The following is a 22,190-nucleotide window of genomic DNA, read 5'->3' on the forward strand; positions in this document are numbered from 1 at the left end:
CGGCCCCGGCTCAGTACCCGGCGCCGGCCGCCTGGGCGGCGCCGGCATGGAAGGCCTGCACCAGGCCGGCGGCCGATTGGCGCAGCAGCAGGGTGTCCGTGCCCAGGGCCACGAAGCGGGCCCCCGCCTGGCAATAGAGGCGGGCGGTGTCCAGCCGGGTGGCGAACACGCCGGCGGCCTTGCCGCTGCGGACGACCTTCTCCAGGGCGCCGAGCACGGCGGCGCGCACCTCGGGATGCTCCGGCTGGCCCAGGTGCCCCATCGAGGCGGCCAGGTCCGAAGGGCCGATGAACACGGCGTCCACGCCCTCCACCGTCAGGATGTCGTCCAGCGCGTCCAGGCTGGCGCGGGATTCCGCCTGGACGATCAGGCAGATCTCGTCGTCGGCCCGCTTCAGGTAGTCGGGCACGCCGTTCCAGCGCGCCGCGCGCGCCAGCGCCGAGCCCACCCCGCGGATGCCGGCGGGCGGATAGCGGGTGGCCCGCACCAGGGCGCGCGCCTGTTCGGCCGACTCCACCATCGGCACCAGCAGGGACTGGACGCCGATGTCCAGCATCTGCTTGATGAGCGCCGGGTCGTGATCGACGATGCGCACCAGGACGTCGGCCCGGCAGGCTTCGAGCGCCCGCAGCTGCGCGAGGACGGTGCGCAGGTCGTTCGGGCCGTGCTCGCCGTCGATCAGCAGCCAGTCCAGGCCGGTGTCGCCGAGCAGCTCGGCCACGCCGGGATCGCACAGCCCCATGAACAGGCCGATGCGCGGCGCCGGGTCGCCGCGCAGGGCGGCCTTGAACGAATTGTGGAGCGCGGCCATGCGTATCCTCCGAAAGAAAGGGCCGGACGGAGAGAAATCGGACGAATCAGGCGAAACGGTTGGAGATGCTGCCCAGCGGGCCGTAATCGATGTGGAAGGTGTCCCCCGGCTGCGCGGCCACCGGCCGCGTGAAGGAGCCCGCCAGGATCAGCTGCCCCGCCTCCAGGCCGGCGCCGTGCCGGGCCAGCTTGCGCGCCAGCCAGACGATGCCGTTGGCCGGATGGTTCAGCACCCCGGCGGCCACGCCGGTCTCCTCGATCACGCCGTTGCGCATCAGCAGCGCGCCGGCCCAGCGCAGGTCCAGGTCCATGGGGCGGATGGCGCGCCCGCCCAGCACCAGCCCGGCGTTGGCGGCATTGTCCGAGATCGTGTCCATCACCAGGCGCGGCCGCCCGCTCGCCGGATCGACGCGGTGGCAGCGCGCGTCGATGAGCTCGATGGCGGGCATGACGTAGTCGGTGGCGTCCAGCACGTCGAACAGCGTGACCTCGGGCCCGGCCAGGTCGCGGGTCAGGTGGAACACCAGCTCGACCTCGACCATGGGGACGATGAAGCGGTCGAAGGGAATGTCCTGGCCGTTCTCGAACAGCATGTCGTCGAGCAGCACGCCGTAGTCGGGCTCCTCGATCTGCGAGGACCGCTGCATGGCGCGCGAGGTCAGGCCGATCTTGCGGCCGATGATGCGCCGGCCTTCCTGCAGCTTCAGGCGGATGCCCTCGCTCTGGATGGCGTAGGCGTCCTCGATGGTGATGCCGGGATGGTCCAGGGACGGCGCGCGCACCTGGACGCGGGCGCGTTCGGCCTCGTGCAGGGAAGCGGCGATGCGGGCGATGGCGTCGCGCGGCAGGGACTCCGCGGCGGACGCGCGCGGGCGGTCGGCGGTGGCGGTATCAGTGTTTGGCATAGCGGGCATGGATGTTGTTGTGCTTGAGCGTGCCCGCCTCGGAAAATTCGGATAATTCCAGAGACAGGGCCAGGGTGCGGCGCTGGAACAGCGGATCGAAATGCTGCTTCATCATGTCGAACAGCGCCTGGGCGGTGTCGCGCACGGCCTGGGGCGCGCGGCCCGCGCCGATCTTGACGGTGGCGTGCACGAAGGCGTCGTCGTGGTCGCCCTCGGCGACGCAGTATTCGTCCAGGCGCAGGGCGCGCGAGCGGATGCCGCCCGGGGGGAACAGGCCGGTGTCGATCAGGATGTGGTTGGCCTTGCGCAGCAGGCCGGGAATGTCGCCTTCCTGGGCGAGATTGCCTGAATATTCAAAGATCAGATGTGCCATGGTATGAGACCCAGGATGCGGAAATGTCGGCCCCCCGCCCTCGCAGGGCGGAGGGGTGGCCCGCGCGGCGGCCGGCCGGGGCCGTCCGCGCGGGGCCGGAAGCGCCGGGATTTACTGCACCGGCAAGACCACGTTGATCTGGCCGGTGCCCGAGCTGCCGAAATAGGGCGTGACCACTTCGGCCTTGCCGCGGTACTGGTCCCAGCCCAGGGCGCCCAGCAGCATGGCGGTGTCGTGCATGTTGCCTTCGCCGTGGCACTTGGCGTTGTACTCGGGCAGCATGTCGCAGAACGTCGCCCAGTCGCCGCGCTGCCACATGTCGATCACGGCGTGATCGACGGTTTCCAGGAACGGGCTCCAGACCTTGAAGAGGTAGTCTTCCGCCACGCCGTTCTGGGCGAAGCGGTGCGACAGCGAGCCGCTGGCGAGGAAGGCCACCGTTCCATCGTACTGCTCCTCGACCGCGCGGCGCATGGCGGCGCCGATCCTGGCGGAGTCCTCCATGTTGTGGACGGTGCACAGCGCCGCCACCGACACCACCTTGAACGCACGGTCCTCGTTCATGTAGCGCATCGGCACCAGCGTGCCGTATTCCAGTTCCAGGCTGGCGATCTCGTGCGAGCGGGTGCGCACGCCGGCCGCCGTGCTGGCATCGGCCAGCAGCCGGCCCAGTTCCGGATTGCCGTCGTACTCGTAGGCCATGTCCTTGATGAAGTGCGGCAGTTCGTTGCTGGTGTAGATGCCCTTGAAATGCGGCGCGCAATTGATGTGGTAGCCGGAATTCACCAGCCAGTGCGTGTCGAAGACGACGATCGTGTCCACGCCGAGTTCGCGGCAGCGGCGGCCGATCTCCTTGTGGCCGTCGATGGCGGCCTGGCGGCAGCCTTTGTGCGGTCCGTCCAGCTCGGACAGATACATCGACGGCACGTGCGTGATTTTCGCGGTCAAAGCGAGCTTACCCATGGTGTCTCCTCCGTAAGGGGGTCATGATGCAACGTTGGCCGGGGTTCAGACGCCCCAGCGAGGGATCGGATGATCCCCGTATGAGATGCAGATGTTCTTGGCTTCGCAGAACACCTCGTAGCTGTAATGCCCGCCCTCGCGTCCGGTGCCCGAGGCCTTGACGCCGCCGAAGGGCTGGCGCAGGTCGCGCACGTTCTGGCTGTTGACGAACACCATGCCGGCCTCGATGCCGCGCGCCATGCGCAGGGCCCGCCCGGTGCTTTCGGTCCAGACGTAGGACGACAGGCCGTAGGCCGTGTCGTTGGCGATGGCCAGGGCCTGGGCTTCGTCGTCGAAGGGGATCAGGCAGGCCACCGGGCCGAAGATCTCGTCCTGGGCGATGCTCATCGCGTTGTCCACATCGGCGAAGACGGTGGGCTGGACCCAGTTGCCGCCGCGGAAGGCCGCGCCCACGTCCGGGGTGCCGCCGCCGCACAGCAGGCGGGCGCCTTCGCGCCGGCCGGCCTCGATGTAGCCCGTGACCTTGGCCAGGTGGCCGGCCGAGATCATCGGCCCGACGATGGTCTTGGGATCCAGCGGATCGCCCACCGTCAGGCGCTGCGCCCGGGCGGCGAAGTCGGCCTGGAAACGCTCGTAGATGCCGCGCTGGACCAGGATGCGGCTGCCCGCCGTGCAGCGTTCGCCGTTGTTCGAGAAGATCATGAACAGGGCGGCGTCCAGCGCGCGCTCGTAGTCGGCGTCGTCGAACACGACGAACGGCGACTTGCCGCCCAGTTCCATGGAGAACTTCTTCAGGCCGGCGGCGCGCACGATGCGGTGGCCGGTGGCGGTCGAGCCGGTGAAGGACACGGCGCGCACGCCGGCGTGCGACACCAGCGCCTCGCCCGCCGTGGCGCCGTAGCCGTGGACGATGTTGAACACCCCCGGCGGCACGCCGGCTTCCAGGGCGAGCTGCCCCAGGCGGTCGGCGGTCAGGGGCGAGAGCTCGCTCATCTTCATGACGGCCGTGTTGCCGAACGCCAGGCAGGGGGCGAGCTTCCAGGTCGCCGTCATGAACGGCACGTTCCAGGGCGAGATCAGGGCGCAGACGCCCACCGGCTGCCACATCGTGACGTTCAGGTGGCCCGTGTCCGAGGGATAGCTTTCCCCGTCCATGCGCTTGACCTGCTCGGCGAAGAAATGGAAGTTGTTGGCCGCGCGCGGCACCAGCGCCTTGCCGGTCTGGCCGATGACCTGGCCGGTGTCCTGCGTTTCCAGGCGGGAGAGCTCGGGCACGTCGCGCGTGATCAGCTCGCCCAGGCGGTGCATGATGGCCGCGCGGTCGGCGGCCGGGCGCGCGGCCCAGGCCGGGAAGGCTTCCTGGGCGGCCCGCACCGCCTGATCGACCTCGTCGGCGCCGCCGCTGGCGACCTCGGCCAGGACTTCGCCCGTCGCGGGATTCAGGGTTTCAAAAACGTCGGCGCTTTCGACTTCGCGCCCGGCGATCAGATGCTTGATCATGAAAGATTCATCCCTAGTCAGCGGTTTGAGAATGGCCGGCCTCGTCGCCCACGATGGTGTTGACCAGGCAGCCCACGGATTCGATCTCGGTCTCGACCACGTCGCCGGGCCGGGTCTCGGCCAGCCCTTGCGGGGTGCCGGTCAGGATCACGTCGCCCGGCGACAGGGTCATGAAGGCCGACAGGTATTCGATCAGGAACGGCACGTCGAAGATCATGTCGGCGGTCGTGCCCTGCTGCACGACCTGGCCGTTGATGCGCGTGCACAGCTTCAGGGCCATGGGATCGGGCACGTCGTCGCGGTCGACCATCCAGGGCCCGATGGGCGTGCAGCCGTCGCGGTTCTTGACCCGCAGGTTGGGGCGGTACCAGTTTTCCAGGTAGTCGCGGATGGCGTAGTCGTTGGCCACGGTGTAGCCGGCGACGTGCTCGTAAGCGTGCTCGCGGCGGATGCCGCGCCCGCCGCGCCCGATGACCACGGCCAGCTCGCACTCGTAGTGCATGCTTTTCACCCCGTCCGGCCGGTGGGTGGCGGCGCGGTGGCCGATGAAGGTATTGGGGCCTTTCAGGAAGACCAGCGGGACCTCGGGCGCCTTGAAGGCGAGCTCCGCGGCGTGGTCGGCGTAGTTCAGCCCGAGCGCGAAGGCCGTGCAGATCCGCACCGGCGGCAGCCAGATGACTTCCTCCGCGGGCGCCGCGCGGCCATCGGCCAGGCGCAGCGTGCCGTCGTCCTCGACCGTGGCCGGGCGGACCGCCCCCTGCCAGGCGATGCGTGCGTGTTTCATGCCGATTCCTCCTCGGTCCGCACGGTGAATTCCAGCCGGGCCAGGCCCGGCGCTTCGACGCGTACGGTGGAGCCCGTGCGAGCCACGGGCGATTGATAGACGACCCCGGTCAGCAGCACGTCGCCCCGGCGCAAGGTCATGAATTCGGTCACGTCGGCCAGCAGCCGGGCCGGCGCGCGCAGCAGGTCGGCCAGGCGGCGCTCGTCGCACCGGACGCCGTCGATCCAGGTCTGGAGCGTCAGGGACTGCAGCGCGCCCGCCTGCGCCGGCAGCAGCCGCATGGGCAGGGACCCGTCGAAGCATTTCTGGCGGATGGCCGGGCGGTAGTAGTCGGCGTGCGGCAGGCTCAGGTCGGCGGCCAGCAGGCAGGCGTCGACGGCCTCCAGGGCCGATTCCGGCCGCAGCCGGGCGGCGTCGCGGCCCATGCGCAGGCCGACGACGGCGCCGACCTCGACCGCGGACTCGCCGCGCGGCAGGCGCACCACGCTGCCGTCCGCCGCCCAGGTGTTGCGCGGCTTGATGTACAGCACCGGGGCGGCGGGCAGGCCCTTGTAGGGCGGCTGCAGCGCGGCCTCGCCCAGCCGCGACACGCTGGCGGAGTCGTTCATGATGACGCCGTACACGGCGGCGTCGGAAGGCAGGAGGGTTTCGGTTTCGATCATGTCTCGTCTACGGAAGCGGGTTTGCCGGGAGCCGCGCGCATGCGCCCTAGCCCAGCGCGTGGATCAGCCACAGGGTGATGCCCGGGAACAGCGCCAGCACGATGATCCGCAGGAAATCGGACGCCAGGAAGGGCATCACCCCCAGCGCCGTCTCCTTCATGGGCACGTCCTTGGCCAGCTTGTTGATGATGTACAGGTTCATGCCCACCGGCGGGTGCACCAGCCCGATCTCCACCACCATCAGCGTCATGATGCCGAACCACACCGACTTGTCGCCCGCCGACAGGCCGAAGAAATCCAGCCCCATGATCATCGGATAGAAGATCGGGATCGTCAGCAGGATCATCGCCAGCGAGTCCATCACGCAGCCCAGCAGAATGTAGATCAGCAGGATCGCAAACAGCACCATCATCGGCGACAGCCCGCTGTCGATCACCCACTGCGCCAGCTCGTGCGGCATCTGCGACAGCGCCAGCGAGGAATTGAGCAGGTCCGCGCCGATCAGCACCATGAAGATCATGCCCGTCACCCGCGCCGTGCCCAGCAGGCTCTGGCGCGTGCCCTCCCAGCGCATGCCGCCGGCCAGCGCGATCAGCCCGCAGGCCCCCGCCCCGATCGAGGCCGCCTCGGTCGGATTGGCCCAGCCGCCGTAGATCCCCACCACCACCACCACGAACACCAGCATGATCGGCACCGTGCGCAGCAGCGCGGCCAGCGCCTCGGCCCGCGGCGCCTTGGTCCCCGTGGGGCCGGAGGCCGGATCGCGCGTGACCAGGATGCGGATCACGATCAGGTAGCCCAGCGCGGCCAGGATGCCCGGGATCACCGCCGCCATGAACAGCTTGCCGATGGAATCCTGCACCAGCACCGCGTAGATGATCAGCGGCACCGAGGGCGGAATCAGGATGCCCAGCGTGCCGCTGGCCGCCAGCGTGCCCGTGGCCAGGCGCCCCGAGTAGCCGTGCGCGCGCAGCTCGGGCAGCGCCACCTGCCCCATCGTGGCGGCGGTCGCCAGCGAGGAGCCGCAGATCGCCCCGAACGAGGCGCACGCCGCCACCGAGGCCATCGCCATGCCCCCGCGCCAGTGCCCGATCAGCTTGCCGGCCGCATCGAACAGCGCCTTGGACAGCCCGCCGTGCGTGGCGAACTGCCCCATCAGGATGAACAGCGGCACCACCGCCAGGTCGTAGTTCGACAGGCGCGCGTAGACCAGGTCGCTGAGCGTGTACAGCAGCCCGTTCAAGGCCCAGTCGCTGGAGGCCACATAGATCACCGCCCCGGCCAGCAGCATCGCCACCGCGATCTGCACCCGGAACACCAGCAATACCAACAGCCCTGCGAGACCGCTCAGGCCCACCGCCATCCCGCTCATGCCGACACCCCATGATCGACGGCCATCTGCTCGCGCCGGCCCAGGTAGCGCGCATGCCCGAGCGCCGCGCGCACGCGCCACAGCGCGCACAGTGTCGTCAGCAGCAGGCTGGGCACGATGGCGGCCACGGGAATCCAGATCGGCAGGCCCAGCAGGGTGGTGAAGTCGCCCGTCTCGCGCAGGTGCGCGGCCGACAGCGCGGTGCGCCAGGCCAGCACCAGCATGGCCGCCACCAGCAGGCACTCGCAGGCGGCGTCGATGCGGCTCTTGGTGGTGGCCGGCAGCCGCTCGGTGAACAGATCGACGCGCAGGTGATCGCCCACCAGCGTGCAGTACGGCAGGAAGGCGGCGGCGGCCACCGCCGTGCCCACCTGCATCATCTCCACGTCGCCGGTGATCGAGCCGAAGCCCAGCTTGCGCCCGACGATGGAAACCAGCGACATGCCCACCAGCAGGATGAACAGCGCCCCGCCGCCCAGGGCCAGCCCCGTGGCCAGCCGATTCAGGATCGGCCAGCCCCGGCTGCAGCGGGCCAGTTCGGTTCCGGTGTAGTCCATGATCTGAACCCGGTTCGGTTATTGGCGCGCCAGCGCGTGCGCGGCTTCGGACAGCTTCGTGCCGTCCAGGCCCTTCTTGTCCATCTCCGCGCGCCACTCGGTATCGACCGCGCGGGCGGCGTTCTTCATGGCGCTGAGATCGGCTTCGCTGATGTCGACCACCTGGCCGCCGGCGGCGCGCACCTTGGCCTGCGTCTGCGCGGCCACGTCGTCCCAGACCTTGCCGAAGCGCTCGACCAGGGCCGGGCCGCTGTTGCGGTCGATGACCGCCTTCAGGTCAGGCGCCAGGCCATCGTACTTCTGCCGGTTCATCAGCAGCACCAGCACCGTGGCAGCGGGATAGGCCTGGCCGGCGGCCGGCTGCGTATGATATTTGGTCACCTCGTCGAGCTTGGTGGGCAGCACGACTTCCCAGGCGCCCATGGCGCCGTCGACCACGCCCTTGGAAATGGCCTCGGTGACCTGGCCCGGCGGCATGGAAACCGGCTCGCCGCCCAGGGCGGCCAGGGTCTTGGAGGCCATGCGCGTGGGCGTGCGCAGCTTCAGGCCCTTGAAGTCTTCGAGGCTGGCGATGGCCTGCTTGGAGGTGTGCAGGGCCACGCCGCCGTCCACGTGCACGGCCAGCACCTTGTACTTGGAGAATTCCTGCTGGGCGTACTGCTCGTAGAAATTCCAGGCGGCGCGGCTGCCGCTGGCGGCATCCCTGACGACGAAGGGCAGTTCCATGGCTTCGATGGCCGGGAAGCGGCCCGCCGAATAGCCGGGCGCCGTCCAGACGATGTCGGCCACGCCGCGCAGGGCCTGGTCGGCCAGCTGGCCCGGCGTGCCGCCCAGCTGCATGGCGGGGTAGATCTGGCAGCCGATGCGGCCGGACGATTCCTGGGCCAGCGTGGCGCACCAGGGTTCGAGTACCATTTGCTGTGCCGCGGCGGCCGACGGCAGGAAATGGGCGATCTTGAGGGTGACTTCCTGGGCGGCGGCGGCGGGGTTGCCGATGGAGGCGCCCAGGGCCAGGGCCAGTACGGCGAGTCGTCGTTGCATGTGTCTTCTCCGAAGGGAACGGGTTCTATGGACGTTCTATGAGCATCGGCTGGATACAGCCAAGGATTCACTAACATGTTATTGTTATTTTCAGCCACTATAAAGCTAACATATTAGCAAGTCAAGTATGGAAACCACCCTGGGAACGGGAGACACATGAGCACACCGAAAATCCACCGCAACCTGCCGCAACTGCTGCTGAAGGCACGCGATGCGCTGCTGGGGCATTTCCGGGGAATCCTGACGCACTACGGCCTGACCGAGCAGCAATGGCGGATCGTGCGCAGCCTGCGCGAGCAGGGTCCCCTGGAACCCAATCAGCTGTGCGACGCCTGCCAGATCCTCAGCCCGAGCATGGTCGGCGTGCTGAACCGGATGCAGATGCAGGAACTGGTGGTGCGCGAGCGCGCGCCGCACGACCAGCGCCGGATCATCATCAGCCTGACGCCGCAGGGCGAGGCGGTCTACGACCGGATCGCCCCGCTGGTCGAGGCCCAGTACCAGCTGATCGAGGCCGCCATCGGGCGCGACCTCATCGACCAGACCTACGCCCAGATCGACCGCCTGCTGAGCGCGCCGCTGGACCGGGTTCCGGCCGTCGAGCTGCCGCCGCTGGATACGGAAGACTGAAGCCGCGCGCCGCACGCCCCGCCGGCGGCGCGCCGGGTCACGCAGCGCGGGGCGGCGGCACGCGGGCCGGCGCGGCGCGGATCACCGTCCGGCCAGGGCCCGGTACACGTCCAGGTGCGCCCGGACGATCCGGTCCAGGCCGAAATCGCGCTCCGCCAGCGCCCGGCCCGCGGCGCCCATGCGGACGCGCAAGGCCTCGTCCCGCGCCAGGGCCGCGACCGCGTCGGCCAGGGCGCGCGCGTCCCGGGGCGGCACCAGCACGCCGCTGACGCCGGACTCGATCGCATCCCGGCAGCCCGGCACGTCGGTGGTCACCACCGGCCGGCCGCAGGCGGCCGCCTCGATCAGGGACTTGGGCAGACCCTCGCGGTAGGACGGCAGCGTCACGATGTGGGCCTGGGCGTAGAAGCCGGCGACGTCCGCGCATTCGCCCACGTACTCGATCGCGCCTTCCGCGCGCCAGGCTTCCAGCTCCCCGACCGTCACCGACGCGGGATTGTCCGGATCCAGGCTGCCGGCCAGGCGCCAGCGCAGCCCGTCGCCGCGCGCCGCGGACATCCGGGCCGCCTCGACGAATTCCCGCACGCCCTTGTCGTGCAGCAGCCTGCTGGCCATCGCGACGGTCACGGGCCCTGCGGGCCAGGGCCGCGGCGCGAACCGGTCCAGATCGACGCCCGAGCCGCGCACCAGCACCGCCTGGCCGGGGCGCACGGCGCCGGCCCGCTCCAGCACGTCGCGGTCGGCGGTGTTCTGGAAGATCACCCGGCTGTTCGGGTGCCCCAGGGCCAGGCGGTACAGGACCAGGGCCAGGCGCTTGAGGACGCCGCGCACGCCCGATCCCTGGATGAACACGTAGCCCAGGCCGGAAATCGCCGCGACGTAGGCGGGCACGCCGGCCAGGCGCGCGGCGATGCCGCCGTAGAGCACGGACTTGAGGGTGACGGCGTGCACCAGGCCGGGCCGCAGCCGGCGGAACAGGCGCCAGACCGCCCACAGGCTGCGGGCCTCGGTCCAGGGCCGCATGCTGGTGCGCGACAGGGGCAGGACGTGGTGCGCGAGGCCCAGCGCCTCGATCTGCGCCACCGCCGGCCCGCCCATGGACGCGACGTGGACTTCGTAGCCCGCGTCCCGGGCGGCCAGGGCGACCGGCAGCCGGTGCGACAGCAGGAACGCCGGATTGGTGATGAAGAAGAGCAGCCGGGGGGGCGGACCGCCCGCCGGCGCCGCACTCGCCTGCGCCGTGGTCCTGGCCCCTGCTGCCCCGGCGGCGTCGCGGGACGCCGCGGAATCGGCCGGACCGACGGCCGTCGGCCGCCCCGCCCCGCCCGCCGGGAAATCGGCGGCCAGCCGGCGCCAGACGGTCTCGTAGCGCTCCACCATGGCCTGCAGGCTGTAGCGCCGTTCGACGGAGGCGCGCGCCGCGTCGCGCCGCGCCGGCCACTGCGGCTCGCGCACCGCGCGCGCCGCCTGGTCGATGGCGCCCGCCAGGGCCACCGCGTCGCCCGGCGGCACCACCCAGCCATGTTCGCCCACGATGTCCGCCGCGTCGCCCACGTCGGTCACCACGCAGGCCACGCCGGAGGCCATGGCCTCGGAGACCACGTTGGGAAAGCCTTCGGCCTTGCTCGACAGCACGTGGATGTCCAGCGCCCGCATCAGTTCCGGGACGTCGTCGCGCCGCCCCAGGAAGATCAGGTGGTCCAGCAGGCCGTAGTGCCGCGCCAGGGCGATCAGTTCGGCGTTGTCGCGCGACATGCCCAGCCCGATCAGCACGCAGCGCAGGTCCGGATGGGCGCGCACGCACAGGGCCAGCGCCGCCAGCAGGTTTTCATGGTCCTTCAGGGGATTCCAGCGCGCCACGCTGCCCAGCAGCGGCGCGCCCTCGGGCACGCCCCAGCGGGCGCGCAGTTCGGCAGCGCCTGCCGCATCCGGATGCCAGACGTCCAGGTCGTAGCCGTTGGGCACCACCAGCACCCGGTCGGCGCGGTAGCCCCAGGCCCGGTGGACCTCGGCCGCCTTGCGCGCGCAGGCGACGATGACACCCGGCACCCAGGCCGACACCCGCGCGCAGGCCCAGGCCGCGATACGGGAGGAGCGGCTGCTCTCGCCCAGGCTGACGCCCGAATTGCGCACGCCCCAGGCCACGGCGCGGATGCCGGCCAGGCGCGCCGCGAGGCCGCCGATCAGGTCGGCGTGGTACATCCAGGTCTGCACCACGTCGGGACGGCGCTCGCGCAGCAGCCGGTAGAGCCGCCACAGGCCCCGCAGGCCGCCGGCCCAGCCCTGCATGTCCAGGCAGACCACCTCGACGCCGGCCGCGCGCAGCCGCGCGCCCATGACGCCTTCGCCGCGCATGGACACCACCGTGTGCCGGACCGTGCCGCCCGGGGCCGTGGCCAGGCGCAACAGCACGGTCTCGGCGCCGCCGTGCAGCAGGCCGGAAATCACGTGCATGACTTGCAGGGGGGCCTGCCGCGCCGCAGAGGCCTGCTGCGCCGCGGGCGCGGACTCGCCGTCCGGCGAGGGAGTGGCGGGCAGGCCCGCTTCGTTTCCATTCATGAGGTTTCCTCGACCATCGGAGCCATCGGGCGGCATCAAGGCGCCGGGCGGGGCGCATCGTCCCCGTCCGCCGCGCCGATCGTCCCGTCCGCCTCCGTCCAGGCATCATCCCAGGCCCGCAGGACGGCGTCCAGCCCGTAGCGGGACCGCACCGACCCGGCCGCCGCCCGGCCGCGGGCCTCGCGCTCGGCGGGGGCGGCACGCATCACCCGCAGCAGGGCCGCGCCCAGGGCCGCCTCGTCGTCCAGGGGCACCAGCTCGGCCAGGCGGCCGCCCAGCGTCAGCTCCGACGGCCCCGAGGGGCAGTCCGTCGCCACGCAGGGCAGGCCCAGGGCCATGGCTTCGAGCAGCGCGTTGGGGAAGCCCTCGACGCGGGAATTCAGCACGAAGGCATGGGCCGCGGCCAGGTCCTCCCAGGGGGTCCGGCTGAAGCCGGGCAGCCGGATGCGGGATTCCAGCCCCAGTTCGCGGACGCGCCGCAGGCAGGCGTCGCGCTGGGCGCCGTCGCCCCAGATGCACAGGTCCCAGTCCGGGCACTGCGGGGCGAGCGCGGCGAAGCACTCGATCAGCCGGTCGAACTGCTTGACGGGATTGAAGCGCCCCAGCGCGGCCAGCGTGTAGCGCGGCCCCGCCGGCTCCCGGACGCGGCACGCGGGCAGGCCGTCGGGCAGCGGATTGGGGATCACCGCCAGGCGGCGCACGCCCGGCGCGACCCGCAGCAGGTGGACCGCGCCGCGGCGGGTCTGCACGGCGACGCGGCGCGCCCAGGGATAGGTCCAGCGCCGCAGCCGGCGCAGGACGGGTTCCAGGTTGACGCTGTGGGCCGGATCGGTGCGTTCGCCGACGACGATGGGCAGGCCCAGGCCGCGCAGGGCGAGCAGCGCCGTCACGTTGACGTTGGTCAGGAAGGACAGCACCCGGTCGGGCCGGCATTCCCGCGCCAGGCGCCGCAGGGCGGCGAGCTTGGCGACGGGCCGCAGCCAGGCCGGGCCGCGCACCCGGTCGGCCAGCCACAGCAGGCGCACGGCCGGGTCCAGGACCTGGTCGCAGCGCCCGCGTCCGGAATAGCAGCACACCAGGGTGACTTCGTCGCCGCGCCGCGCCCAGGCGTTGGCCAGGGTGGCGGCCACGCGCTCGGCGCCGCCGCCGTGCATGGAGCTGACGAGAAACAGGATGCGCCGGGGGCGCCCCGGCCCGGCGGCGCGCGCATCGGCCCCGGAACGGGACACGCATTCATGCGCATCGGGACGGGACACTAGTTCACCCTCCGGCCCTGGAACACCTGTTCCCACAAGGCCATGATGCGCGCGGTGCCGAAGCGGTCGCGCGCGTCGACGGCGCGGCCGGCCAGCCGCGCCCGCAGGCCGGCATCGGCCATCAGCGTCGCCAGGCCGGCCGCCAGGGCGTCCGGATCGTCGATCGGCCGGACCAGCAGGCCGTCCAGGCCCTCGCGGATGATTTCCCGCGGACCGGTGTCGCAATCGGTGGCCACGCACGGCAGGCCGCAGGCCATGGCCTCGATCAGGGTGTTGGACAGGCCCTCGGCCTGGGAACTGAGCACGTACAGGTCCGAGGCGCCGTACCAGGCCGCCATGTTGCCCACGCGCCCCGGCAGGCTGACGCGCCCGGCCAGGCCGAGTCCGTCGCGCAGGGCTTCGAGTTCCCCGCGCTGCTCGCCCTCGCCCAGGATGGTCAGGTCCCAGTCGGGAAACGGCCCCGCCAGCTGGGCGAAGGCCCGCAGCAGGCCGTCGAAGCCCTTGACAGGATGCAGCCGGCCCACGGCCAGCAGCCGGCGCCGGCCGGGCGCGGGCGGCGGCTCCAGCACGGGCTCGCCGTCGGCCAGCGGCCAGCGCACGGCATTGGGGATGACCTGGGCGCGCACCCCGGGCAGGTGCGCGTCGAGCCACTGCGCCGTCCCGCGGGTCAGGGCGATGACCGCGTCGGCGCGCGGGTAGGTCCAGCGGCGCAGCCGTTCCCAGAACGCCGGCAGCGGCAGGCTGGGCGGATGGGCGTGCTCGGTGGCGATCACGCGGCTGCGCCCGCGCGCGGCCAGCACGGCCAGCACCGAGCCCCGGGTCATCATGCCCAGCACCACGGCCGGACGGTGGCGGCGCACCAGCCGGCGCAGCGCCGCGACCCGCAGCAGGTTGCCCCACAGGGCGCCCAGCGGGCCCGCGCTCTCGCCGGCCAGCCCCAGGGCGTGGCGCCGCACGCCGTCGGGCAGCGGATAGGCGTCCTGGCGGTCGTCCGTCTGGGTCACGATCATCACCCGGCAGCCGCGCGCCCGCCAGGCGGCGGCCAGGTCCACGGCCACGCGCTCGGCGCCGCCGCCGCGCAGCGAATGGATGACGATCATCAGATCGATCCGGTCGGCGGCCGGCCCGGCTGCGGGCGGCGCGCCGCCGGATTCGCGCAGGGGGCGCTCCGGCGCGTTCATGGCGCCTCCCCCGATGGCCGCACGCGCCAGGCCAGGCCCAGGTAGCAGACGTAGGACAGGGCGTACATCAGGGCGGTCGCCAGCATGATGCCCGCCGCGCCCATGGAAGGCGCGAGCACGGTGTTCATCCAGGCCTTGAGGCCGAAATTCAGGACGGCGATCGCGGCCATCCAGCCGTAGCGGTTCTGGCTGGCCAGCAGTTGCACCAGGATCAGCACGCCGAAATAGAACGGCAGCTGGAGCATGCCCCAGCGCAGCACGTGCGCCACGGCGATCGTGTCCTGCGCCGTGAAGGCGCCGCGCTCGAACAGCAGCGACACCAGCCACGGCGCCAGCCACCAGCCGGCCAGCACCACGCAGGCGCCGAGCGCCAGCAGGACGAACGACCATTTCAGCGCCATGGCGCGGGCGTGCGCCGCGTCGCCGCGCGCCTGGATGTCGGCCAGCACCGGCAGGGCCGCGCGGCCGACCGAGGCCGCCCCCAGCCCGATCATCAGCGACAGCAGCCGCGCCGCGTAGCCCAGGGTGGCGTTGGCGTTGGCACCCAGCCCGGCGGCCGTGTACTGGTCGATGGGGCCGACGAAGCTCATGGCCAGCTGGCCGACCAGCATGATGCCCGCGGCGGCGGCCAGGCTGGACCATTGCGGCGCGTGCCGGCTCAGGCGCGGCCGCATCGGGACGCGGTCCGCGCGCCGCGCCAGGGCGTCCTGCCAGACGGCCTGGATGGCGTAGCCCAGCAGCGTGCCCCAGAGCAGCGGCAGGATGCCCGCGCCCGCGGGCGCGGCCAGCACGCAGACCAGGATCGCCAGGGCCGGCACGCTGTCGAGCAGGGTGTTGATGTGGCGCTCGTGCGCCCGCAGGCGCGCCGCGCCCAGCCCGGTCCAGATCGTGAAGAAGGCGGCCGGCGCGAAGCCCAGGATCAGCAGCAGGCTCATGTCGCGCACCGCGGGCGACAGGCCCTGCCCCGCCACGTCCAGGACCATCGGCCAGGCGAGCCCCAGCAGGACGGCCGCCGCGGCGCCCAGCGCCCAGGCCCAGGCCTGCAGCTCGCCCAGGAAGCGGCCGTGCAGGGCCGGTTCCCCCTGGCGGCTGCGCACCAGGGCCGGGATCAGCACCACGGAACAGGCCCCGACCAGCGTCACCGGCAGCCAGTTGGCGATCGTCAGGGTGAACTGGTAGGCGTCCACCGCGTCGCTGACGCCGTAGCGGTAGGCCACCGCCATTTCCTTGACCGCGCCCACCGCCTTGCCCATCAGCAGGAAGAAGGCGACGCGGGCCGCGCCCAGGGCGATGCGGCGGTGGTCGGCGTGCAGGCCCGCCAGCCGGCGCTTGAGCGGCGCGATCACGTCAGCCTCGCAAACGAGGATCCGGTCCGCACGTCCCCGGTCAACGCAGGAACCGGACGTACCAGGGCATGGCGACCTCCAGGCCCCGCAGGATGTCGAACTGGGGGTCGTAGCCCAGCAGGCCGCGCGCCTTGGCGATGTCGGCCTGGGAATGGCGCACGTCGCCCGCGCGGAAATCGCCGTGGCGCGGCGCGCGCGCGTAGGCCACGCCGTTGCGCCCCAGGATGTCGCGCAGCAGCTCGAAGAGCTGGTTGAGCGAGGTGCGGGCGTTGAAGGCGACGTTGTAGACCTGGTTGACGCCTTCCGGGCCGGCCAGGGACGCCAGCACGTTGGCCTGGACGACGTTGTCGATGTAGCAGAAATCGCGGCTGGTCTCGCCGTCGCCGTTGATCACGACTTCCTGGTCGCGGATCATGGCCGACACCCATTTCGGGATCACGGCCGCATAGGCGCCGTCCGGGTCCTGGCGCTGGCCGAAGACGTTGAAATAGCGCAGGCCGACGGCCTTGAAGCCGTAGGCGCGCGCGAAGACGTCGGCGTACAGCTCGTTGACGTACTTGGTGACGGCGTAGGGCGACAGCGGCTTGCCGATCTGGTCCTCGACCTTGGGCAGGCCGGGATGGTCGCCGTAGGTGGAGCTGGAGGCCGCGTAGACGAAGGATTCGACCTGGGCGTCGCGCGCCGCCACCAGCATGTTGAGCTGGCCGCCGACGTTGACCGCGTTGGTGGTGAGCGGGTCGTGCAGCGAGCGCGGCACCGAGCCCAGCGCCGCCTGGTGCAGCACGTGGCGCACGCCCTTGACCGCCTGCCGGCAGGTGTCCAGGTCGCGGATGTCGCCCTCGATGAAGCGGAAGCGCGCCCAGCGCGCGGGGCCGACGCGGGACTCGACCTCGTCCAGGTTGCGCTGGTAGCCGGTGGAGAAGTCGTCCAGGCCGACGACGGCCTGGTCCAGGCCCAGCAGCGCTTCCAGCAGGTTGGAGCCGATGAAGCCGGCGCAGCCCGTCACCAGCCAGGTGCGGGGCTGCGCCCGCAGTTCGGCGAGGACGGATTCGTAGCGGGATGTCATGCCGGAACCTCAGAGGCGCAGATCGGACTCGCCGGCGGCGAGCACGTATTTCAGGTCGTACAGCACGTGCTCGGGCTTGCCCAGCGCGCGCAGCGCGGCGGCCCCCATGGCGGCGAACTGGTGGTGCGCCACGGCCAGGATGATGCCGTCGTAGGCGCCCGCGGCCGGCTGGGCCACCGGCGTGATGCCGTATTCGTGCCGCGCCTCGGCCGGATCGACCCAGGGATCGTAGACGTCCACCTCGATGCTGTATTCGCCCAGCTCGCGCACGATGTCCACCACGCGGGTGTTGCGCAGGTCGGGGCAGTTTTCCTTGAAGGCCAGGCCCATCACCAGCACGCGCGAGCCCTGCACCTGGATGCGGCGCTTGGTCATGGCCTTGACCAGCTGCGACACCACGTAGCTGCCCATGGAATCGTTCAGGCGGCGGCCGGCCAGGATGATTTCCGGGTGATAGCCGATGGACTGCGCCTTGTGGGTCAGGTAGTAGGGATCGACGCCGATGCAGTGGCCGCCCACCAGGCCCGGACGGAAGGGCAGGAAATTCCATTTGGTGCCGGCGGCTTCGAGCACGTCCAGCGTGTCGATGCCCAGGCGGTTGAAGATCAGCGCCAGTTCGTTGATCAGGGCGATGTTCACGTCGCGCTGGGTATTTTCGATGACCTTGGCGGCCTCGGCGACCTTGATCGAGGGCGCCTTGTGCGTGCCCGCCGTGATGATCTGGCGGTACAGCGCGTCGACCAGGTCGGCGACTTCGGGCGTGGAGCCCGAGGTGACCTTGCGGATGGTGGAGACGCGGTGCTGCTTGTCGCCCGGGTTGATGCGCTCGGGACTGTAGCCGGCGTAGAAATCGACGTTGAAGCGAAGGCCGGAGATGCGCTCCAGCACCGGCACGCAGACTTCTTCCGTGGCGCCGGGGTAGACCGTGGATTCGTAGATGACGATGTCGCCGCGCTTGAGCACGCGGCCGATGGTTTCGCTGGCGCGCTCCAGGGGCGTCAGGTCCGGCTGCTTGTACTCGTCGATGGGCGTAGGGACGGTGACGATGAACACGTTGGCGGAGGCCAGCTCGGCGGGGTCCGACGAATAGCGCAGGTGCCTGGCCTGGGCGAGTTCGGGGCCGTCGACTTCCAGGGTGTGGTCGCGTCCGGCGCGCAGTTCCTCGATGCGCCGCGTGTTGATGTCGAAGCCCAGCACGTCGCGGTGCTTGCCGAATTCGACCGCCAGCGGCAGGCCCACGTATCCCAGACCGACGACGGCCAGACGGACGTCCTGAATGTTCATTTGGTTCTCCCCGGCATCATGCCGATTGGACAGGATGGAATTTTAATCGCGCCGCGCTCAGTCGCGCCGCACGCCCCGGCCCAGGGACGGCAGCAGCAGCCAGCGCGGCCGCCGCCAGGTGACCAGGCGGATGTACAGCCAGATGTAGACCGCGGCGAAGACCCCCATGCTCAGGCACAGGAGCCAGGCGTTGTCCCACCACAGCGTGGCGGGCACCAGCCCGATCAGGGCCAGCACCCACAGGTAGGGCGAGGTCATGGCGTTGCACAGCGCCGGCAGCGCGTGGCGGCGGTCCCGGCTGAAGGTGACGCGCACCAGGCGGCGGAACACGAGCTGGTGCAGGTGCAGCGCGTCGGGCTGGTCGACCGGCACGCCGCGCTTGAACTTGCGGCGCCAGATGGAAAACAGGGTCTCGAAGACCGGATAGAACAGCACGGCCAGGGCGTAGAAGGGCGACACCCCGGGATTGCGCACCACCAGCTGCACGGCCAGCTCGGCCAGCATGAAGCCGACGAAATACGCCCCGCCGTCGCCCAGGAACACCCGGCCGAAGGGGAAGTTCCAGACCAGGAAGCCCAGGGTCGCGGACGCCAGCGAGGTGGCGATGAGAAAGATGGGGATGTCCTGGACCTGCCAGGCGACCAGGGCGAGCGACACCGCCATCAGGGTGGCGATCATGCCCGCCAGGCCGTTCATGCCGTCGATGATGTTCAGGGCGTGCGTGCAGCCGCCCACCGCCACCATGGTGAACAGCAGCGAGATGATCGGCCAGGCCGACAGCAGCGCGTCGGCCCACGACAGGCCCACGCGCGAGACGCCGCCCAGCAGCCACCAGGCGATGGCGGCCGACACGAAGGCCGCCAGCAGGCGCTTGCCGGAGCCGATGTCCTTGGTGATGTCTTCGAGCAGGCCGGCGACGAACACCGGCAGCGCCGAGACGAACAGCGCCGGCCACAGCCAGGTGAGGGTCATGTTGCTGGGGCCCAGCACCAGCAGGCCCGCCAGGCTGCCCGCCACCACCGCCAGCCCGCCCACCCGGGGCGCCGCGTGGGCATGCATGGCCTGGGGCTTGTGCATGTCCGTATCGCCCGTCAGGCGGCCGTGCCAGCGCTCCGACACGACGATCAGGCCTCCTACCATGAAGGCCACGATCCCGATGAGGGGCCAGCTGAGCGTGGCGGACAGATTGGCGGCGTTCAAGTCGATCCCGTTGGGCAAAACGAGATTATCGGCCAATTTTGTAACTTGTGGCGCGGCGCTGCGGATACAGATGCAACAAAAGGGCCCGGCGGCCCGCCGGCCCCGCGCCAGCCCGCGCGGGCGCGGGCTGGCGCGGGCGGTCAGGGGGTCAGAGGCCGCCCATGCACAGGTACTTGACGACCAGATAGTCGTCCAGCCCGTAGTGCGAGCCCTCGCGGCCCAGGCCGGACTGCTTGACCCCGCCGAAGGGCACGGCCTCGTTGGAGATCAGCCCGGTGTTGATGCCCACCATGCCGTATTCCAGCGCTTCGGCCACGCGCCACACCCGGCCGATGTCGCGGCTGTAGAAATAGGCGGCCAGGCCGTATTCGGTGTCGTTGGCCATGCGGATGACGTCGGCGTCGTCGCCGAAGCGGAACAGCGGCGCCAGCGGGCCGAAGGTTTCCTCGCGGGCGAGCTTCATCGTGGGCAGGGCATCGGCCAGCACCGTGGGCTCGAAGAACGTATGCCCCAGGGCATGGGGCCGCCCTCCGGCCAGGATGCGCCCGCCGTGGGCGACGGCATCCGCGATGTGCTCCTGGACCTTGGCCACGGCGGCCTCGTCGATCAGGGGGCCCTGGGTGACGCCGTCCTCCAGGCCGTTGCCGACCCGCAGCTTGCCGACGGCTTCCACCAGCTTGCGACTGAAGGCGTCGTAGACCGAGTCCTGCACGTAGAAGCGGTTGGTGCACACGCAGGTCTGCCCGGCATTGCGGTACTTGCTGGCGATGGCCCCTTCCACGGCGGCGTCCAGGTCGGCATCGTCGAACACGATGAAGGGCGCGTTGCCGCCCAGTTCCAGGGACAGCTTCTTGATCGAGGAGGCGCACTGGCGCATCAGCAGGCGGCCGACCTCGGTGGAACCGGTGAAGGAGACCTTGCGCACGAGCGGGCTGGAGGTCATCTCGCCGCCGATGGCGGCGGCATCCCCGGTCAGGACGGAGAACACGCCCGCCGGCACCCCGGCCTCTTCCGCCAGCACCGCCAGGGCCAACGCCGAGAAGGGCGTCTGTTCGGCCGGCTTGACGACCAGCGGGCAGCCCGCCGCCAAGGCCGCGCCCGCCTTGCGGGTGATCATGGACGAGGGGAAATTCCAGGGCGTGATGGCGGCGCAGACCCCGATGGGTTCCTTGGTGACGACCACCCGGCGGTCCCGGGCGAAGGTGGGGATCACGTCGCCGTAGGCGCGCTTGCCTTCTTCGGCGAACCATTCCAGGAACGCGGCGCCGTAGGCGATTTCGCCCCGGGACTCGCTCAGCGGCTTGCCCTGCTCGGCCGTCATGATCACGGCCAGGTCCTGGGCGTGCTCGGTCATCAGATCGAACCAGCGCCGCAGGATGGCCGCGCGCTCCTTGGCGGTCATCGCGCGCCAGGCGCCCCAGGCGGCCTGGGCGCCCTCGATGGCGCGGCGCGTCTCGGCCGCGCCCATGCGGGGCACGGTGCCCAGGACTTCGCCCGTGGCCGGATTGCGGACGTCGATAGTGCCGGCGGAATCCGCGTCGCACCATTGACCGTTGACATAGGCCTGCTGGCGAAGCAGGCCCGGCTTTTTCAATGTCAGCATGCTTGTGCTCCGATTGATCGTTCAATATAATGAACGGTGTTTGTTGGAATGAACAAATTCGATCATACCGGCCCACGTCGCCCGGCGTCAATCCGCCCCGGCGGGCCGTGTCCGGCACATCCCGGCGGGGGCCACCGCCCCTCCCGCGCCGATGGCCCGATCTCCCGAGCCCCCGATTTCCCGATTTCCCGATCCCATGAGCGCCGACCCAGCATCCCCCGAACGCATCCTCGCGCCGGCCGTCGCCCGCGCCTCCGCCGTGCTGGATCTGCTGGCCCGCAGCGGCCGTCCCGCCACCCTGGCCGAACTGGCCCGGGCGCTGCAGCTGCCCAAGAGCAGCCTGCACGGCCTGTGCGCCACGCTGGAACAGCTGAACCTGATCACGCGGCTGGACGGCGGCCAGATGACGCTGGGGCCGCACGTGATGATGTGGGCCAATGCCTTCATGGCGCGGCTGGACATCACGCAGGAATTCTTCGCGTCCTGGGACGACATGCGCGTCCTGCCGGAAGAAACCATCACGCTGTCGGTGCGCGACGGCGCCGAGGTCGTGTACATCGCCTGCCGCAACGGCCAGCACCCCCTGGGGCTGCGGTTCCACGCCGGCATGCGGCTGCCGGCGGTCTACACCGCCACCGGCCTGGCCATGCTCAGCACCCTGCCGGACGCCAGCGTGCGCAAGCTGCTGGACGGCCTGCCCGGGGGCTGGCCCGTCCCCCTCACCGACCACGGCCTGCGCGACACCGCAGCGGTCATCGACGAACTGCGGCGGATCCGCCAGCGGCGGTATTCGACCGACCGCGAATGGGTGCGCGAGGGCATGTACTGCTACGGCGCCCCCGTCTTCGATTCGCACCACCCCGAAGCCGTGGCGGGCGTGGCCGTCAGCATCCGTTCGCTGGAGGCCAACCCGGCGCTCGAAGAACGCGCCGGGCAGGCCATCCGCAAGCTGGCCGACCGCCTGTCCGAGCGCCTGGGAGCCTGGCGCAGGCCGTGACCGGTGAGGCGGGCCTCGCGCGCGATGCCTGCGCGAGGCCTTGGCGGGCGCCCTCCGGCGGCCGCCTGTCGATAACCGCCTCCCATGGATGGCCGCCTCCC

General features: G+C 71.1%; 19 protein-coding genes and 2 pseudogenes. 2 read left to right on the forward strand and 19 right to left on the reverse strand.

The features are described 5' to 3' along the window. Window positions 1-10: 10 nt before the first annotated feature. The 10 genes and pseudogenes from BN940_RS15825 to BN940_RS15870 all read right to left on the reverse strand — a co-directional run bounded on the left by BN940_RS15825 (window position 11) and on the right by BN940_RS15870 (window position 8,967). On the reverse strand, window positions 11-811 hold the full coding sequence (locus BN940_RS15825) for an aldolase/citrate lyase family protein (protein ID WP_043684555.1): 801 nt from the start codon (window positions 809-811) through the stop codon (window positions 11-13). Window positions 812-857: 46 nt separating this feature from the next. Then, window positions 858-1,715, reverse strand: coding sequence for a 2-oxo-hept-4-ene-1,7-dioate hydratase (gene hpaH / locus BN940_RS15830; RefSeq protein WP_052355955.1), 858 nt, complete (start codon window positions 1,713-1,715; stop codon window positions 858-860). Beyond that, window positions 1,702-2,088, reverse strand: coding sequence for a 5-carboxymethyl-2-hydroxymuconate Delta-isomerase (locus tag BN940_RS15835; RefSeq protein ID WP_043684558.1), 387 nt, complete (start codon window positions 2,086-2,088; stop codon window positions 1,702-1,704). The genes hpaH and BN940_RS15835 overlap by 14 nt, the downstream gene beginning before the upstream one ends. Continuing rightward, a pseudogene (hpaD, locus tag BN940_RS15840) lies at window positions 2,069-3,051 on the reverse strand (3,4-dihydroxyphenylacetate 2,3-dioxygenase). The gene BN940_RS15835 and the pseudogene hpaD overlap by 20 nt, the downstream one beginning before the upstream one ends. 45 nt (window positions 3,052-3,096) lie before the next feature. Next, a complete protein-coding gene (gene hpaE, locus BN940_RS15845) occupies window positions 3,097-4,551 on the reverse strand; it encodes a 5-carboxymethyl-2-hydroxymuconate semialdehyde dehydrogenase (RefSeq protein ID WP_043684564.1) in 1,455 nt (484 codons plus the stop codon). A gap of 13 nt (window positions 4,552-4,564) precedes the next feature. Further along, on the reverse strand, window positions 4,565-5,335 hold the full coding sequence (locus BN940_RS15850; RefSeq protein ID WP_043684567.1) for a fumarylacetoacetate hydrolase family protein: 771 nt from the start codon (window positions 5,333-5,335) through the stop codon (window positions 4,565-4,567). Then, a complete protein-coding gene (locus BN940_RS15855; RefSeq protein WP_052355956.1) occupies window positions 5,332-5,997 on the reverse strand; it encodes a fumarylacetoacetate hydrolase family protein in 666 nt (221 codons plus the stop codon). Before BN940_RS15855 ends, BN940_RS15850 begins: the two co-directional genes overlap by 4 nt. A 46-nt stretch (window positions 5,998-6,043) precedes the next feature. Beyond that, the gene (locus tag BN940_RS15860; RefSeq protein WP_043684570.1) at window positions 6,044-7,369 is read right to left on the reverse strand and encodes a TRAP transporter large permease; all 1,326 of its coding nucleotides are present in this window, start codon (window positions 7,367-7,369) and stop codon (window positions 6,044-6,046) included. Then, on the reverse strand, window positions 7,366-7,926 hold the full coding sequence (locus tag BN940_RS15865; RefSeq protein WP_052355957.1) for a TRAP transporter small permease: 561 nt from the start codon (window positions 7,924-7,926) through the stop codon (window positions 7,366-7,368). The genes BN940_RS15860 and BN940_RS15865 overlap by 4 nt, the downstream gene beginning before the upstream one ends. Window positions 7,927-7,944: 18 nt before the next feature. Further along, on the reverse strand, window positions 7,945-8,967 hold the full coding sequence (locus BN940_RS15870; RefSeq protein ID WP_043684573.1) for a TRAP transporter substrate-binding protein: 1,023 nt from the start codon (window positions 8,965-8,967) through the stop codon (window positions 7,945-7,947). Between the two features lie 156 nt (window positions 8,968-9,123). Between BN940_RS15870 and hpaR the strand changes: the two genes are divergently transcribed. Beyond that, window positions 9,124-9,597, forward strand: coding sequence for a homoprotocatechuate degradation operon regulator HpaR (gene hpaR / locus BN940_RS15875; protein ID WP_043684576.1), 474 nt, complete (start codon window positions 9,124-9,126; stop codon window positions 9,595-9,597). Window positions 9,598-9,678: 81 nt separating this feature from the next. Here hpaR and BN940_RS20265 read toward each other — a convergent pair whose 3' ends face one another. The 9 genes and pseudogenes from BN940_RS20265 to gabD form a co-directional block, all read right to left on the reverse strand. Then, window positions 9,679-10,794, reverse strand: coding sequence for a glycosyltransferase (locus BN940_RS20265; protein ID WP_043687770.1), 1,116 nt, complete (start codon window positions 10,792-10,794; stop codon window positions 9,679-9,681). A 279-nt stretch (window positions 10,795-11,073) separates the two neighbouring features. Continuing rightward, a pseudogene (locus BN940_RS20270) lies at window positions 11,074-12,192 on the reverse strand (glycosyltransferase); the annotation flags it as partial. Next, window positions 12,192-13,310 carry a glycosyltransferase gene (locus BN940_RS15885; RefSeq protein ID WP_043687772.1) on the reverse strand — a complete coding sequence of 373 codons (1,119 nt, stop codon included), beginning with the start codon at window positions 13,308-13,310 and terminating at the stop codon, window positions 12,192-12,194. The gene BN940_RS15885 and the pseudogene BN940_RS20270, both read right to left, overlap by 1 nt. Before the next feature lie 101 nt (window positions 13,311-13,411). Then, the gene (locus tag BN940_RS15890) at window positions 13,412-14,512 is read right to left on the reverse strand and encodes a glycosyltransferase family 4 protein (protein ID WP_043687775.1); all 1,101 of its coding nucleotides are present in this window, start codon (window positions 14,510-14,512) and stop codon (window positions 13,412-13,414) included. Between the two features lie 77 nt (window positions 14,513-14,589). Next, window positions 14,590-15,936, reverse strand: coding sequence for a murein biosynthesis integral membrane protein MurJ (murJ, locus tag BN940_RS15895; RefSeq protein ID WP_148305067.1), 1,347 nt, complete (start codon window positions 15,934-15,936; stop codon window positions 14,590-14,592). A 43-nt stretch (window positions 15,937-15,979) separates the two neighbouring features. After that, a complete protein-coding gene (locus BN940_RS15900) occupies window positions 15,980-17,005 on the reverse strand; it encodes an SDR family oxidoreductase (protein ID WP_043684583.1) in 1,026 nt (341 codons plus the stop codon). Window positions 17,006-17,014: 9 nt separating this feature from the next. Further along, window positions 17,015-18,289, reverse strand: a complete 1,275-nt coding sequence (gene tviB / locus BN940_RS15905; RefSeq protein WP_043684586.1) for a Vi polysaccharide biosynthesis UDP-N-acetylglucosamine C-6 dehydrogenase TviB — start codon at window positions 18,287-18,289, stop codon at window positions 17,015-17,017. Between the two features lie 57 nt (window positions 18,290-18,346). Then, the gene (locus BN940_RS15910; RefSeq protein ID WP_043687778.1) at window positions 18,347-19,429 is read right to left on the reverse strand and encodes an MraY family glycosyltransferase; all 1,083 of its coding nucleotides are present in this window, start codon (window positions 19,427-19,429) and stop codon (window positions 18,347-18,349) included. Window positions 19,430-19,637: 208 nt separating this feature from the next. Next, window positions 19,638-21,092, reverse strand: a complete 1,455-nt coding sequence (gene gabD / locus BN940_RS15915; protein ID WP_043684589.1) for an NADP-dependent succinate-semialdehyde dehydrogenase — start codon at window positions 21,090-21,092, stop codon at window positions 19,638-19,640. Window positions 21,093-21,288: 196 nt separating this feature from the next. Here gabD and BN940_RS15920 point away from each other — a divergent pair, with 196 nt between their 5' ends. After that, the gene (locus BN940_RS15920) at window positions 21,289-22,089 is read left to right on the forward strand and encodes an IclR family transcriptional regulator (protein ID WP_043684591.1); all 801 of its coding nucleotides are present in this window, start codon (window positions 21,289-21,291) and stop codon (window positions 22,087-22,089) included. The last annotated feature ends 101 nt before the right edge of the window (window positions 22,090-22,190 follow it).

It is taken from the genome of Castellaniella defragrans 65Phen (assembly GCF_000612685.1).
In the GTDB taxonomy this organism is placed as follows: Bacteria; Pseudomonadota; Gammaproteobacteria; order Burkholderiales; family Burkholderiaceae_B; genus Castellaniella; species Castellaniella defragrans.